The 15,835-nt window shown below is 68.6% G+C and carries 10 protein-coding genes and 1 tRNA gene; 8 read left to right on the top strand and 3 right to left on the bottom strand.

Annotated features, from left to right (window positions below; genetic code table 11):
• Positions 1–65: 65 nt before the first annotated feature.
• Complete coding sequence (locus tag ACAM49_RS01605; RefSeq protein WP_369633642.1) at positions 66–9,413, bottom strand: fatty acid synthase subunit beta domain-containing protein; 9,348 nt, start codon at positions 9,411–9,413, stop codon at positions 66–68.
• Between the two features lie 389 nt (positions 9,414–9,802).
• Here ACAM49_RS01605 and ACAM49_RS01600 point away from each other — a divergent pair.
• From ACAM49_RS01600 to ACAM49_RS01590, 3 genes are all read left to right on the top strand, one after another.
• Positions 9,803–9,884: transfer RNA gene (locus ACAM49_RS01600), tRNA-Leu, on the top strand.
• A 519-nt stretch (positions 9,885–10,403) separates the two neighbouring features.
• Positions 10,404–10,685 (top strand): hypothetical protein, encoded by a 282-nt coding sequence (locus tag ACAM49_RS01595; RefSeq protein WP_369633641.1) that lies wholly within the window; start codon positions 10,404–10,406, stop codon positions 10,683–10,685.
• A gap of 48 nt (positions 10,686–10,733) precedes the next feature.
• A complete protein-coding gene (locus ACAM49_RS01590; RefSeq protein WP_369633640.1) occupies positions 10,734–11,771 on the top strand; it encodes a putative zinc-binding metallopeptidase in 1,038 nt (345 codons plus the stop codon).
• Here ACAM49_RS01590 and ACAM49_RS01585 read toward each other — a convergent pair.
• Both ACAM49_RS01585 and ACAM49_RS01580 read right to left on the bottom strand, forming a co-directional pair.
• Positions 11,716–13,395 (bottom strand): phospholipase D family protein, encoded by a 1,680-nt coding sequence (locus tag ACAM49_RS01585; protein ID WP_369633639.1) that lies wholly within the window; start codon positions 13,393–13,395, stop codon positions 11,716–11,718. The genes ACAM49_RS01590 and ACAM49_RS01585 overlap by 56 nt on opposite strands.
• A gap of 249 nt (positions 13,396–13,644) precedes the next feature.
• Positions 13,645–13,959: a hypothetical protein gene (locus ACAM49_RS01580; protein ID WP_369633638.1), complete on the bottom strand. Its 315-nt coding sequence runs from the start codon at positions 13,957–13,959 to the stop codon at positions 13,645–13,647.
• A gap of 216 nt (positions 13,960–14,175) precedes the next feature.
• Between ACAM49_RS01580 and ACAM49_RS01575 the strand changes: the two genes are divergently transcribed.
• From ACAM49_RS01575 to ACAM49_RS01555, 5 genes are all read left to right on the top strand, one after another.
• The gene (locus ACAM49_RS01575; protein WP_369633637.1) at positions 14,176–14,562 is read left to right on the top strand and encodes a hypothetical protein; all 387 of its coding nucleotides are present in this window, start codon (positions 14,176–14,178) and stop codon (positions 14,560–14,562) included.
• Positions 14,563–14,631: 69 nt separating this feature from the next.
• Positions 14,632–14,787 (top strand): DUF6131 family protein, encoded by a 156-nt coding sequence (locus ACAM49_RS01570; protein ID WP_369633636.1) that lies wholly within the window; start codon positions 14,632–14,634, stop codon positions 14,785–14,787.
• A gap of 79 nt (positions 14,788–14,866) precedes the next feature.
• Positions 14,867–15,070, top strand: a complete 204-nt coding sequence (locus tag ACAM49_RS01565; protein ID WP_369633635.1) for a hypothetical protein — start codon at positions 14,867–14,869, stop codon at positions 15,068–15,070.
• Between the two features lie 42 nt (positions 15,071–15,112).
• Entirely contained in the window at positions 15,113–15,331 is a 219-nt protein-coding gene (locus tag ACAM49_RS01560) for a hypothetical protein (RefSeq protein ID WP_369633634.1), read from the top strand.
• Positions 15,332–15,445: 114 nt separating this feature from the next.
• A complete protein-coding gene (locus ACAM49_RS01555; RefSeq protein WP_369633676.1) occupies positions 15,446–15,655 on the top strand; it encodes a hypothetical protein in 210 nt (69 codons plus the stop codon).
• Positions 15,656–15,835: the final 180 nt, after the last annotated feature.

The following is a 15,835-nucleotide window of genomic DNA, read 5'->3' as shown; positions in this document are numbered from 1 at the left end:
ATACAGGGCGCGAGCCCGCCGTGTCAGACCTACCGGGGGCTACTTACCGGTAAGCCGGTCTTCTTCTACTGGCAGGCCGGGCCTTTCGGCACCGCCACGTAGACCGCGTCCGAACCCAGCCGCGCCTGCTGCGAGAGCAGCACGTCGGCCTCGAGCTGACGCGACTGCTTGGCCGGGGTGCCGTCGCCGCCGAGGCGGCGGTCGGCGGGCCGCTCGTACAGCGGGGCCCCGCCGCACATGGCCTCGGCGAAGCGCTGGCGGCCGTTGAGCTGACGCTCCTGCGCCTTGCGCTGGTACGCCTCGCGCTGCTCCGCGTCGGCGATGGCCTCGACGAAGGCCTGCGGGTGCACGATGGCGACCAGGCCGGACACGTGGCCGAAGCCGAGCGAGGTGACCAGACCGGCCTTGAGCGGGAAGCGATCTCCCACGGTCAGCGCCTCGCGCAGCCACACCAGGTGCGGGTACTGGGCCATCTTCTCGTCCACGCAGTCCAGGCTGCGGTTGGGCGGGATGACGCCCTGCTCGAGCACCTGGCACAGGCCGATCATCTGGAAGGCCGCCGCGCCGCCCTTCGCGTGACCGGTGAGGGTCTTCTGCGAAATCACGAACAGCGGAGCACCTTCCGAGCGGCCGATGGAGGTGGCCAGCCGCTCGTGCAGCTCGGACTCGTTGGGATCGTTTGCGGCGGTGGAGGTGTCGTGCTTGGACACCACCGCGATCTCGTCCGGGCTGACGCCGAGCTTGCCGAGTTCCTTGGCCAGCTTGGACTCCGGGCCACCGCGGCCCGCGCCCAGCGCACCCAGGCCGGGGGCCGGGATGGAGGTGTGCACGCCGTCGGCGAAGGACTGCGCGAAGGCGACGACGCCCAGCACCGGCAGACCCATTTCGAGGGCCACCGTGCCGCGGGCCAGCAATACCGTTCCGCCGCCCATGGATTCGACGAAGCCGCCGCGGCGACGGTCGTTGGCACGGGAGAAGTACCGGTCGCTGATGCCCTTGGCGGACATGGCCGCCGAATCCGCGGTGGCCGACATGTCACCGAAGCCCACGATGCCCTCGATGCCGAGATCGTCGTAGCCGCCGGCGACCACCAGGTCGGCCTTGCCCAGCTTGATCTTGTCCACGCCCTCCTCGACGGAGACCGCCGCGGTCGCGCAGGCCGCGACCGGGTGGATCATGCCGCCGTAGGAGCCGACGTAGCTCTGAACCACATGGGCGAGAGCGACGTTGGGCAGCGCCTCCTGCAGGATGTCGTTGGCGCGCGGCTCACCGAGCAGGTTGTCGATGTAGAGCGAGCGCATCGAGGACATGCCGCCCATGCCGGTGCCCTGGGTGTTGGCGACCATGGCCGGGTGCACCCAGCTCATGAGTTCGGCCGGGCTGAAGCCGGAGCTCAGGAACGCGTCCACGGTGCAGACGATGTTCCACAGCGCCACCCGGTCGATGGAGCTCGCCATATCGGCGGAGATGCCCCACTTGGTGGGATCCCAGCCGGTGGGGATCTGACCGCCGACGGTGCGCGACAGCTTGGCCTTGCGCGGCACCCGAATCTCGGTGCCCGCCTTGCGGATCACCTGCCAGTCGCCGGTGCCCTCGATCGGGGTGACGACCGTCTGCTCCGGGTTGGCGGAGTAGAAGGCGCGCGCCTCGGCCTCGCTGTTGACCACGAAGGTGAGGTCCTTGTCCAGGAACACCGAGGTGAGCAGCGGGGCGGTGTTGTCGATCATGGCCCCGTCGTCGCCGTAGCGGCGCACGCCGCAGCGCTCCACCACGGTGTCGTGGTAGCGGTCCGCGATCTCGGATTCCTCGACGTACTCACCGGATTCGGTGTCGTACCAGCCCGGCTTGGGATCGTTCTCCCAGGTGACCAGGCCGGTGGTCCAGGCCAGCTCGAGCACGCCCGCGGCGGAGAGCTGATCGGAGACCTCGATCTCGAAGCGGGTGCGCGCCGAACCGTAGGGGCCGAGCTCGCCCGCGCCGACGATGACGACCATGTCGTCGAGATCGGCGGTGACCGAACCCCATTCGGGGGTGGGCAGCTTGGAGGACAGGGTCGGCGGAGCCGGGAGCGCCGAAATGGTCGCGCCGTCAGTGCCTTCCGACTCCTCGGCCGCGGCCGCCTCGGCCTGCTCGCGGGCTTCGCGGGCCAGCTCGGGCAGATCCAGCTTCGCCCCGGCGAGACCGCCGGTGAGGTCGATCTGCTGCGGTCCGGCCGCGGTCACCACGCGGGCCCGCGAGGTGCACCACTTGAGCAGCTCGTCGGCCATCTGCAGGGTGGACCAGGTGTGAACGCCGGCCTTCTCGACGGCCTCGACCAGCGGGTCGTTGCCGCCCATGAGGCCGGTGCCGCGCACCCAGCCGATCAGTGCGTGCACCAGGGTGACCCGCTCCGACCAGGACTTCTCCGCGCGCCACTTGGCGACGATGGCATCCAGGGCGGCCTTGGACTCGCCGTAGGCGCCGTCACCGCCGAACATGCCGCGGTTGGGCGAACCCGGCAGCACCACATGCAGTTTCGCGTCCACATCGTGGTCCGCGCCGATCTTGGACAGGCCGCCGATGAGGCGCTCCACCGACCACAGCAGCACGCGCATTTCCATCTCCGCGCGGGCGCCCGCGTCGGACATGTCACCGGCCACGCGCGGGGCGGCGAACGGCAGCAGCAGCGTCGGGGTCATCGCCTCCTTGACGAGAACCTTTGCGCCACCGGCATTGTCGACCTGCTCGGTGCCGACCCACTCGATGAGGGCGTCGATATCGCTGTAGGAGGCCATGTTCGCCGGAACCACCCACAGGGCGGCGCCGTGGCGGGCGTTGTCGCGGTAGAGCTGCTTGTAGAAGCCCAGGCGATCATCGTCCAGCTTGGAGGTGGTGACGACCACGGTCGCACCGCCCGCGAGCAGTCGGCCGGTGGCCGCCGCCGCGATGGAACCCTTGCTGGCGCCGGTGATCACGGCGATGTCGGAGGACCAGACACCGGCCTCCTCGGTCGACAGCGCGGCCTCGGCGATCGCGCCGTAGACACCGGCCAGCACCGAGCGGGCCTCCTTCTTGGCCCGGTTGCGCCACCAGTTGGCCTGCGCCGCAACGGCTTCACCGGCGCCGTAGTAGCCGTCCACCTCGGGCTCGGCCGGCAGCGCGGCGTCGTCGCCGAACCACAGGCGGGCCAGATCCTCACGGGCGCTGGCCCACCGGTCGTCGATGAGCACGGCCTTCTTGGCGTCGAACGCGGGCGCGACCAGTCGCGGCCAGTCCGAACCCAATTCGGCCGAGACCAGATCCACCAGGGTGTCGGTGGTGGCCTCCGGCGCGGACGCCTGCTCGGCGTGGCCGAGGGATTCCAGGATCACCCGGGCGGCCTGCGCCAGCACGCCGTCGCGGCCGGTGATCTGCTCGGTGAACTCGCCCAGCGCGGCGGCGTCGACGGTCGCGCCACCCGCACCGCCACCGGCGGACGGCATGGAGACCGCGATCCCGCGGCGCGCGGCCACGGCCTGCACGGCGGCGTCGATGGCGGCGTCCACGGACGCGGCGTCCGAAAGTCCGCCGGAGACCAGGCCGCCCAGGTCGCCACCGCGCACGGACGCGCCCTCACGGGTGCCCAGCGAGACCTCGGCGGTGACGTGGCTGGCCCAGCCGTCGCCCAGGCCCCAGGTCTTCTTGACCCGGTCGGCGATGGCGGCGGGCCGCTTGCCGGAGGGGCCGAAGACCTTGCGCAGGTGATCGCCGATGGCATCGGAGAGCACCGAGCCGAACGGCTTGTAGGTGCGGGCCAGGCGGTCGACGGTGTTGGACAGCGCGCCCATGTCGGCGTCGGCGGCACCGTCGATGGCGCCGAGCGAGAGCTCCGCGCCGAGGTCGACGAGCAGCTGGTTGCGCCGCGAGGAGACGCCGTCGCACAGGCCCTCGATGGTGTCCACCGGGCCGATCTGGTCCATGCGCAGCTTGGTCCACAGCGCGATGAGCACGCGGGTGGCGTCGGCGGCGGAGAACGCGATGTCGTCCGGGGTGGGGCCGCCGGTCGGCACGGCCACGGGGGCCGGGGCGGCGGCAGCGGCCGGAGCCGGTGCGGCAGCGGCGGTCTCGGCGGCCGGGGTCTCCTCGACCTCCTCCACCGGAGCCGGATCGGTATCGGTCGAGTAGACGATGCCGCGCTCGCGCTCGATGTTGAGCACCTCGACGACCGCGCTGCCGAACTGCGGCAGCTTCAGCGTGTTGGACGCCAGGTTCGCGACGGTCGGCGTTGCGGCCAAACCGATTTCGACGAACCGCTCGACACCCAGGCCACCGTGCTCGGCATCGGTGAACAGCAGATCCTGGGTCTCGATCCAGCGCACCGGGCTGGCGAACTGCCAGGCCAGCAGCTCGACCAGGACCACGCGGCACAGCTCGACCTGCTTGGCGGACCACTCGTCCCAGTTGGCCAGCACCTCGGCCAGCGGCTCGGACGGCACCAGATCCGCGATCTCCTGGATGTAGTCGCGCTCCAGGTTGAACAGGCGCGGCACCAGGTTCGGGATGTAGCGGCCGATGAGCAGGCTCGGGTCCAGATCCTGCGGCAGCAGATCCAGCAGCTTCTGCCGGAACTCGGGCACACCGGCGCGCAGCACGGTGGAGTGGAACGGCACGTCGATGCCCGGGATGAGCACGAACGCGCGCTTGCCGCCGGTCTCGGCGCGCAGCCGCTCGATCTCGGCTTCCAGTGCCTCGCAACCCTTCACGGTGCCGGCGATGGCGTACTGCGAGCCGCGCAGGTTGAGGTTGACGACCTCGAGGAATTCCCCGGCCGCGTCGCCGATGCCCTTGACCCAGTCGATGACCTGGTCGTCGGCGATGCCGATCTGCGAGGGGCGGATGGCGCACATGCGGTAGTCGCTGCGGCCCTGGGCGTCCCGGGGCACCAGCTCGTGCATGGCCGAGCCGCGCTGGAACACGACCTCCAGCACCGCGTTCAGCGGCAGCACGCCCGCCGCGGCCGAGAGCGCGTTGTACTCACCGACCGAGTGGCCCGCGAGCATCGCGCCCTCGATGAACGCACCGGCCTCGCGCAGCTCCGCGACCTGGGCGACACCGAGGGTCGCCATGGCGACCTGGGTGAACTGGGTCAGGTGCAGCACGCCCTGCGGGTGGCGGTACTCGACGCCGCGCGCCTTGAGGTAGGTCGGGTTGTCGCGCACCACAGCGAGAATCGAGAACCCGAGGGCCTCGCGGGTGTGCTTGTCGGCGCGATCCCAGATGTCCTTGGCGGCCTTGGAGCGGGTGCGGGCCTCCAGGCCCATCCCCTTGGCCTGAATGCCCTGACCCGGGAAGGCGTAGACCGTCTTCGGCGGCGCGATGCGGCCGGTGGCGGTCATCACCAGGTTGCCCTCGATGCGGCAGGAGACCTCGACGATCTCCGAACCGTGATCCACCGCAACGCGTTCCACGCGCACGTCGACCTGCGAGCCGAGGCGGACCATGCCCAGAAAGCGGGTGGTCCAGGCGGTGATGGTGCGCGGCGGTACCTTGTCGCCGGAGTCGATCGCGGACACCGCGTGCTGCGCGGCGGCCGAGAGCCACATGCCGTGCACGATCGGGGAACCCAGACCGGCCAGCTTGGCGGCGTTGTCGGAGGTGTGGATCGGGTTGAAGTCACCCGAGACCTGAGCGAACGCGCCCATGGCGCGCGGGGCGGCCAGGGTGACGTCGCGGCGGCGGCGACGCGGGGTGTCGGCGGCGTCCGCGGACAGCGATCCGGCGGCGCGCGGCGGGTCGACCAGCTCGGCGGCGCCGGTGCGGCCGCGAATGGCGAAGCGCTCGGTCAGCGTCGCGACGGTCGGCATGGACATGCCGGTCTCCGGCTTGTCGAGCATGCCGGACACCCGGACGCGGACCTCGACCACGCGGCCCAGATCGGTGTCGAGGGTCTCGGCGGCCTCCGCCCGCACCGCGAGCACGCTTGCGGCGGAAGGCAGTTCGCCGTTCAGCTGGATCTGGTGATCGAGGTGGACCAGGTCCAGCATGCCCTCGATGACGCTCTGGCCCGCGGCGGTGCGGGTCGCGCCGAGCACCGCGAACACGGCGGGCCAGCAGGCGCCCACCAGCACGTCGGGAACGGTGCGGCCGATGGTGGACAGCGAGTCCGGCAGGCCGGAGCCGGTGACACCGGCGTGGTCGGCGATCAGGTCCGGGGTCCAGGCCACGTTGAAGTGGGCGACCTTCGCGCCGTCGACCGTCTTGACCTCGGGCAGCGACTGGCCCGCGGCGACCGCGAGCAGCGCCGACATGGCGGTCTCGGCGTCTTCCTCCGTAATGACCGGCGCGCCACCGTTGTACACGGAGACCGGCACGGTGATGCGGATCTTGACGGCGTCCTTGCCGAGCAGCGGCACCGCCAATTCCACGTAGGCGGAATCGGTTTCGGGCCCCTCGGTGGCGGACAGGGTCGCGCCGGTGCGCGGGTGCTTGGCGCCCTTGCCGTTCATCTCCCACTCGTCCAGGTTGCCCAGGCGGTGGATGGGGTTGACGGTGGTGCGCCCGGCCCACTGCACATCCGGTGCGGCCAGCACGATGTCGAGCAGGCCGTTGGCGACCTCGGCGCGGCGGCGGCCGTCCACGGCGGCCGGGACGATGCCCGCGCGCACCAGGGAGAAGGCGGTGTTCTGTTCGAAGCGATCCAGCAGCTCGCCGACCGGCTCGTCCACGCGGGTGATGCCCGCGACGGCGACGGTGCCCGGAATGATGCAGACCTGATCGGCGGTGTAGCGCGGATCGTGGGCCTGCCACAGGGAATCCGAACGCCACCAGCGGCGTACGTCCTGATCGACGACCGGCACGAAGTTGACCGGCTTGCCCGGGGTCTTGCACAGGCTCACGAAGAACGGCACGTCGGCCGGGTGCAGGACGGTCTCGGCGGCGACCGGGTACTGCTCCTTCAGCGTGCAGATCGCCTGCACGGGAGCCTCGAACGCGGTGTCGTCGGCGAAAAGCGTTGCGATCTCACCGCGGTCGGCCGGGTTGAGGCGGGATTCGGTGCGGCGCACCATTTCCGCGAACCGGTCGCGCCAGGTGATGTCCAGCCACACCGAGCGGGTGGCGTCGGCGATGGCGTCGGAGAAGTCGCCACCGCAGTCGAAGTCCTTGCGGCGGTCCAGGCCCACGGCCAGCTCGACGTAGCGCTCCAGCCACTCCAGGTAGGTCATGGCGGCGACATCGCCGAAGTACGGCTTGGCGGTGCCGTTGAGGGCCTCGATGATCTCCTCGCGGCGCGCGGCCACGGCCTCGGCGTCACCGGCGACCTCGTCCAGCAGGCGGCCGGTGCGGGAGGCGGCGTTGTCGATCTCGTGGATGTCCGCGCCCAGCTGCGAACGGCCGGAAGCCATTCCGCCGCTGGCGGTGCCCGCGCCGACCCAGTCGGGGGTGCCGGGGGTGTCGACCAGCAGCTGCTTGACCTCGGGCGCGGTGGTGGCCTCGAGGGTCGCCATGGCGGCTGTGCCGACCAGCACACCGTCCAGCGGCATGGCCGGGTAGCCGTGCTGCTGCGACCATTCGCCGGTCAGGTATTCGGTGGCGCGCTCGGGTGTGCCGATGCCGCCGCCGACGCAGACCACCACGTTGTCGCGGCCGCGCAGCTCGGCGTAGGTCTCGAGCAGCAGGTCGTCGAGGTCTTCCCAGGAGTGGTGACCGCCGGCCTTGCCGCCCTCGATGTGCATGATCACCGGGTAGCCGGGGACCGAGTCGGCGATGCGCAGCACGGCGCGGATCTGCGCCACGGTGCCGGGCTTGAACGCGACGTGGGTGATGCCGACCTCGGACAGCTCCTCGATGAGGGCGACGGCCTCTTCGAGTTCCGGGATGCCGGCGGTGACGATGACGCCGTCCAGGGGCGCACCCGCGGTGCGGGCCTTCTGCACGATGCGCTTGCCGCCCAGCTGCAGCTTCCACAGGTACGGGTCCAGGAACAGCGAGTTGAACTGCACCGCGCGACCGGGCTGCAGCAGGCTCTTCAGCTCCTCGACGCGGTCGGCGAAGATCTGCTCGGTGACCTGGCCGCCACCGGCCAGCTCGGCCCAGTGGCCCGCATTGGCCGCGGCGGCAACGATTTTCGCGTCGACCGTGGTGGGGGTCATGCCCGCCAGCAGGATCGGCGAACGGCCGGTCAGCTTGGTGAACGCGGTCTCGACCACGACGCGGCCGTTGGGCAGGCGAATCGGCTTGGGCGCGAACTCGCTCCAGGCCGGGGCGACCTCGGGGGCCGCGCCCGGGGTGAACAGGCTGCGCTGACCCGGGCGGGTGGAGGCGGCGAGCACACCGACCCCGGTGCCCTTGAGCGAGCCGGAGGTGAGGCGGGACAGCAGGTCGCCGGGACCGAGGTCCAGGATCCACTGCGCGCCTCGGCCGACGGTCTCGTCGACGATGCCGACCCAGTCGATCGGGTCGACGAGCACTTCCTGCGCGAGGTTCGCGGCCAGTTCGGCGTCCAGGCCGCACTGCTGGGCCCAACCCTTGACCAACTCGACGGTCTCCGCGAGCGCCGGGTGGTGGAAGGCCACCTCGACCGGGATGTCCTCGAAGACCGGAGCGAACACCGAACCGCCGCGCTTCTTGGCGTCGCGCTCCTTGGCCTGCTCGGCGTGGATCTCGTCGGCGCGCTGGCGCACCCGGTCCAGCTGGGCGACCGGGCCGCTCAGCACGGCGCGGCGGCGGCCGTTGACGATGGAGAGCACGGCCGCTTTCTCCGGGGCGACGCCGGTCATGACCTCGGCGACAACGGCTTTCAGCGCCTGGGGGTCGACATTGGAGACCGCGACCATGGGCGACCGGTCGCCGACCGGCATGAGGCCGCGGCGACGCGCGACCAGACCGGCCGCGGCACCGATCAATTGGGCCACCGCCAGCAGTTCGGCATCGCGCTGCCCGTGCGCCTCGGCGGCGGTGGCGGCGATGCGGCCCTGCGAGTGACCGATGACGGCCGCGGGCGCGTGCGCGACGATGTCCAGGCCCTGCAGCCGCAGCGCGCGCAGCGCGGCGATCTGGGTCAGGAACACACCGGGCATGGAGACGGAGGCGGAGCGCAACACCTGCGCTGACGGCGCTCCCGACACCTCCCCCTGCTCCGGATCGGCGATCTCCTCTTCCAGCATCCAGGCGACCGGGTCGAACCCGACCGGCCGAACGACCAGCAGCTGGGAGGCGACCGGCTCCAGCTTGGCGGCCGCCTCGTTGACCAGCGCGGTCAGCTCGGGCTCGAGCGCGGAGTCGCGCCCGATCTCCTCGAGTTCACTGAGCCACTGGGCGCCCTGTCCACCGAATGCGAGCGCGTACGGAGCGCCGCCCAGCAACCGGTCCAACAGGCTTGACCTGACCCCACTCTCCCGTGACTTCCCCGCCGCCCTGGCCTTAGATCCGGTCCCGGTGCTCTCGTTGATCGTCAAGACGTTCGACTTCCTTCTCCTGGCGGCCAGCCTCCACAGGACTGGGCCGCGCTCACGGTGCGCAGGTATCCCCTCGGCCCGCAGGCCCTGGTAGACGCCAAGGATTGCAGAAAATCATGAGGATCTCCTCATGTTTGGTCACCACCCCATGAACTACCCCCGGGTATTTCCGTACGTCCGTACCAGAATGATCCGAAACATGACCCTCCCTCATGTTTGAACCCACTGGTGAGGCTGGTTACACCCACGTAGGAAATATGAGGGCCCCTCACATTGCCCTTTATCAAATCGTTATAATCCCAGCTAGGGTTACCGACCAGTACGCGACACCCTCCCGGTGCTTCGCGATCCCCGTTAGACCCGGTAAAGTTTGGACGGTCGTACCGTTAGCGCGAGTGGCGAAATTGGCATACGCGCCAGATTTAGGTTCTGGTGTCCTCGGACGTGCGGGTTCAAGTCCCGCCTCGCGCACTACAAAGTTTGATACAAACTTTCCGTCCCCCCACCCTCCCCGAATCGGACAGTGGGGCAACGCGTTTCACATCCGAGCTACCGACTGGCAGCCTTGTCGCGCACGTGTTCCAGCAACCGCTAGAACACGCATCCCGGCCATATCCGCCAATAAACCGCTCCCGCGTGTTCAAGTGCCACTTGAACACACGGGACCGAGGCGCAGGTCGGCTGGTTGGCGCAAATCCGCGTCGCAGCGTAGCGGGACACGGCTGGCGACAAGTGGCGGCCAGATGTGCAGCCAGAAGTCGACCATGTGCGCAGCTGGATTGCGGCCAGATGTTCAGCAAGGTAGCGGCCAAGTGCGCAGCATCGTGGATATTAAGGTGATGTCGAGCACCCCGAGATCCGGACTGGTCGGTCGTGCATCGGATCGCGGTCACAATCCTGGCGATAATGCGTAGACATACACCGTTGACATCGGGGCGGCGTGGGCGTGTACTGGGTTTTCCAGCACTATGAACCACTTCGAGGTCCGTCATGGTCGTAGTCATCGGCGCGATCGTCGTGATCGCTGCTGTCATCGCGGGGCTCGCGGCGATGATTTCCACGGGCGGTGATCCACAGTCTTTGACCGGCGATTTCGTCATCGCCGGCTACCACGTCAGCGACAATGCCAGCCTGCTGTTGCTCTGGGGCTTGGCCGTCGGTCTCATCGGACTGATTGTGCTGGGGCTGCTGCTGATCCGCGTCACGCGCGCCGACCGCCGCGAGCTCTTGGCCGCGCACAGCGGAGGGACGTCCACGAAGACCGAGACGTAGAAGGTATCGGAGGCCCTTCGTCGGGACTCGGTACGGGAAGGAGTTCCCTTGCGGGACTTCATGTGCGGCAAGTGCGGGCAGCGGTTGTCGTTCGAGAATTCGGTGTGCCTGAGTTGCGGCGGAGCGCTGGGGTTTCATCTGCCGAGCCGCACGCTGCTGGTCCTCGACGAGCGCGACACCGTCACCGTCGAGGGGCTGCGGTGGCAGCGATGCGGCAATCTGCGGGCCGCAGAATGTAATTGGCTGACCAACGCCACGGACGGATCCGGCGGTGCGCTGTGTCGTTCCTGTCGGCTGACCCGAACCCGGCCCGCCGACCTCGATTCCGAGGCGATGACCCACTTCGCCGAGGCGGAGATGAGCAAGCGGCGGGTCATCCTGGAGCTGGACGAGCTCGGATTGCCGATCGTCGGTCGAGACGAGAATCCCGGGCGCGGCCTGGCTTTCGACCTGTTGTCCAGCGCCGATGAGGAGGTGATGACCGGCCACGAGGACGGGCTGATCACGCTGGACCTCGCCGAGAGCGATGACGTGCACCGCGAGCAACTGCGTGTGTCGATGGCCGAGCCGTACCGCACCCTCGTGGGTCACTTCCGCCACGAGCTCGGCCACTACTACCAGCAGGTGCTGGTGGACGACGGCGCGCGAGCGGCGAGGTTCGAAGCACTGTTCGGCAATGCGGAGCAGGACTACGAGGCCGCGCTGGATCGGAATTACCGGGTCGGCCCGCCACCGGAGTGGCCGGACCACTTCGTCTCCTCCTACGCCGCAATGCATCCCGTCGAGGATTGGGCCGAGACCTTCGCGCACTACCTCCACATCCGCGAAACCATCGACACCGCAGCGGCTTTCACGATCGCCCCGGCAGGCACCCGATTGGACGCGCCGCTGCCCGGCAATACCGGGTTCGATCGGCTCATCGACTGCTGGCTGCCCTTGTCGTGGGCGCTGAACCAGATCAATCGATCGATGGGGCACCGCGATCTCTATCCCTTCGTGTTGGCGCCGGCGGTGCTGGACAAGATGCGATTCATCCACGAACTGATCGACCTCTCGAAAGCCTCGAACCGGCGTCAGCCGGTGTGAGCGGAGGGCCGGTTCGAGGACGTCGGAAGCGATGTCGGCGACGTAGGGATCGCGGCCGCCCATCCGGGTCGTAAAGCATCCGGTAAAGCGGTGTTGCCCAGGCGAGGGTTGCGCTATCGAGTCGAGGTGCATGGTGGGGGCGCAGGCGGCCGGGTGGGCGGGGGCCACGTTTTCCGTCGGCGTACCAGCGGTCCAGCGTCGCGGCGCTGTCGTGGAAGGCGGCGAAGGCGGTGCGGGGATCGATGAGGTCGGAGTCGTCGCCGGGTCGGCGGTCGAGGTGTTCGCGGGCCAGGGCGAGTCGGAGCTCGCGGGCGAAGACACCGGGTTCGTCGCCGAATCGGTTCAGCGAGACGGGCATACGCGGATCGGCCGTTTCGTCCATGATCGCGCAGGACAGCTCGGAGTCGTGGGTCCAGGATCTGAGGTTCAGGTTGTCCGACCCGACCGAGGCCCAGACGTTGTCGACCACAGAGACCTTGGCATGGACATAAACCGGTATGCCCGATCGGTTTTCGATGCCGTAGACGGCTACGCGGTCACCACCGGCGGCGCGGAGGTGATCGAGTGCGCGTTGCTGGCCGACCAGGTTCGGCGGAAGCGACAGCCGACCGTCCGCATCGGGGTGATGAGGCAGTATCGCGATGAGGCGCAGTCCGGGCCTCGCGCGCAGTGCCGCGGCGAAACAGGCGGCGACCTCCGCGGACCAAAAGTACTGATCCTCCAAATAGATCAGCGTGTGGGCACGTGCAAGGACCTTCTCGTAGGCGCGGGCGATGCTGCGCTCGCCCTCGGGAGCGAAAGGATACCCGGCGCGACGATGCGGATAGGTCCGCAGCACCTGCACGGTATGGGAACCCCACGGCAGCGGATCGGGCAGCTGAGCGGGCAATAACCCGGGCGAGGTGTCCTCGCGGCGGATGGCGTCGATGCAGCGGTTGAAGGGGTTGCGGCTCAACGGTGCTGGGTCCTGCCACCGTTCGCGGAAGACTGTTTCGATGTCGCCGACCGCGGGCCCGCGGATCGCCAGTTGGATGTCGTGCCAGGGCGGTCGCGGGCCGTAGACCGCTGCGATCGGCTGCGGCTGATCGTCGCCACGGTGACCGCTGTCGTCACGTCGGCTGTGGCACAGGTCGATTCCGCCGACGAAGGCGACATCGAGTTGTGGGCGGCCGGGATGGCGGAGCACAACGAACTTCTGATGGTGTGACCCGCCCAGGCGCACTCGCATGTCGCGCAGGCATTCGCCACCGGCTGCCCCGATGTCCTCACCGAGGTGACGGTTCTCCTGCTCACTGAATGTGAAAGCGTCCAGATGCGACCGCCAGACCAGTCCCTTCACCACCACGCCGCGAGTTACGGCCTCGCACAGCAGAACCGAGATCTCGTCGCCCGCGGCGTTCATCGCCTGGTCCGGATCGCCACGCCAGTCGGTGAACAGCAACAGGTCCCCCGCCCGCATCGAGCGCACACAGCGCAGGAGCTCGGCGAAGTACGACACCCCGTGCACGAGGGGCCGGACGTCGTTGCCCACCGTCCAGGCGAAGCCGTCTCGATGACGGCGATCCAGCCGGGTCGCGCGATTGTCGCGCTCCTCGGCACTGATCAGCCAGTCGGCCACACTCATCGCGGTCCTCCGGTACGCCGATAGCCGCAAGTCACACTGCCCCAGGGTGTTGGAATCCATCGCGGGAACGCGTTCCGAAGCGGCTCGAACACGTTGACGGGCCCGGTGACGGCCATCCAGGTCGGCAGCGGACAGAAGATGAGCCGCTCAGTGCTACCGACCTGTAGGCCGATCGTCAGCAGGATCGTGCCGGTGAGTCCGGCCACGCGTACACCGCCGACCACAATCCGGTATCCGATACGTTTCGCGTCAGCTGGTGTGGGCGGACAGCGTGTGGGTTTCGACGGTGAGGTTGCCACTCTCGTTGAGCGACGCCATGTAGGTCACGCGTTGCTGAGCGGGGTCGTCGAGCTGGTCCTGGTCGTGCACGGTCAGACAGGTCATGGCACCGAAATTCACCAGTAGGTACCGGTTTTCGACCGCACCTGACTCGTTGGTGAGTGCGATGGTGAAGATCTGCCCGCGTGCGACCCAGGCGCGGGCGGCGGCGGCCACGGCCTCCGATTCGGCGGCGGGGAACTGCAGGCGGAAGGGCAGGCTTGGCGAGTCCAGATAAGTGCTCATGGTGAGTTCACGTCGGATCTGTGGTTAGCCGGAAAAATCACTGTAGTTCTCTAGTATAGCTCTACGATGTTGACACCGGGTGTATGTCGGCGTGTACTTGAAGCAATAGATAGATCCGAGGATCGCCATGATCGTCATCATCGGGCTGGTCATTCGCTCGCCGCCGTACTCATCGGCGTCGCGGGAGTTGTCGCCAACAGCGGCGGCAACCACGCCTTGACCGACCACTTCGCCGTCTTCGGCTACCACGTCACCGGCTCCACCGGCGGGCTGTTCCTGCACGGGATCGTGGTCGGCGGCATCGGACTGGCCGGACTGGGCATGCTCCTGGTCGGCGCCCGCCATACCGCTCGCCGCGGGATCAGTGCACGCCGCGAGCTCGAGGCTGCCCGCCTAGACCCTGCGCTCAACTCCCGCCTCCCCGAGCGACCACAGCCGACCACCAACCGGCCCGCCGACGACACCGGCAGCCCAGCCGACACACCCGGCAACGACGCCGGGCCGGGAGCGGACGGTCGGCCCACGACCCGCGGCCCGTCATCTGGCGACGTGCCGGCCGATCGCGTGCCGATCGGCCTCCCGCGCGACGATCGACGTCGATAGCCGCGCCACCATCGGCAATCAGCCCATCCCGCGTGACACCTCACGCATGACAGAAATCAGTTGCTACCCATGATCATTGTCGGAGTCATCCTCCTCATCGCCGGATTCCTGCTGGGCATCCCGCTCCTCACCACGGTCGGAATCATCGTGCTGATCCTCGGCGCGGTACTGATGCTCGCGGGCCGAGCCGGGCACGCCGTCGGCGGCCGCCGCCACTACTACTGACCGACCCCCGGCGGCGCCGATCACCGTCGGCGTCGCCGGGATTCTCCCTCCACCACAACCAGATTCGAAGGATGACACGATGCGTCGTCTACTCCCGGCGCTGTTGCTCGTGTGGTTGATCATCGGCGTGATCGCCGCCGGTCAACGCGGCTACTTCACCGACCGCGAACAGAACTGCGCCAGCGCGGGAACCATCTTCGTGACCGCCATTGCCGGACCGCTGAACTACCTCGGCATGAACCCCAAGGTCAACAGCTGCCATACACCCCAACCCAGCCCCTGACCGGACCTCGCGGGCAGGGCAGCACACAAGCCAGGAGTCTCGATGATCATCTTCATCGCCTTGCTCGCCGGAATCGTCATCGGCGCAATCGGAATGGCCGTACTCGACCGCGTCGGACCCGTCATCCGGCAACCCGCCCTATCGCGTGCTCTCGGTCGACGACGGCCCGAGGACACCGCGGCGGCCCGCGACCTCGACGAGCATGCCGGCGGTTCCAGGCACATCCGCACCAACCCGAGCTGGCGAGACCGACTCGAGTAGCGGATGCCGAAACCCCCATCGGCAGTGAGCTACTCGATTCAACGGAGACAGGAAATGAACGCATACGAAGACCGAAACGGCTACCTCCGAATCCGCGGCGGCAGCCGGTCCGGAATGGCCGGCGTCTTCACGGTTCTGCTGTTCGCGTGGTTGCTCATCGGCGTAATCGCCGGCGGGCAACGCCACTACTACCAGAACCTGCCCGACAACTGCGCCAGCACCGGAACGATCGCGGTGACCATCATCGCCGGCCCGCTGAACTACCTCGGCATGCACCCCTCGATCGCCAACTGCGACGTCAATATCCCACAACCCAGCCCGTGAACCGCCGTGCCACAGAGCGGGAGAGGCGCCGACCGATGAGCTTCACACGAAACAGAGGCGGATACCGACGCCGTAACCGCTACGCCCCGGATGCCACCCGCAGGCGACGGTCACGATGGAGTGGACAGTCGAAATGGACTCGCCGCCACCATGATTCGAACACACGCAGAACGGGTGGAT

The sequence above is a fragment of the Nocardia sp. JMUB6875 genome (genome assembly GCF_041154655.1).
GTDB lineage: Bacteria > Actinomycetota > Actinomycetes > Mycobacteriales > Mycobacteriaceae > Nocardia.
The sequence above is the reverse complement of the archived record's forward strand: the minus strand, read 5'-3'. Positions and strand labels throughout refer to the sequence as shown.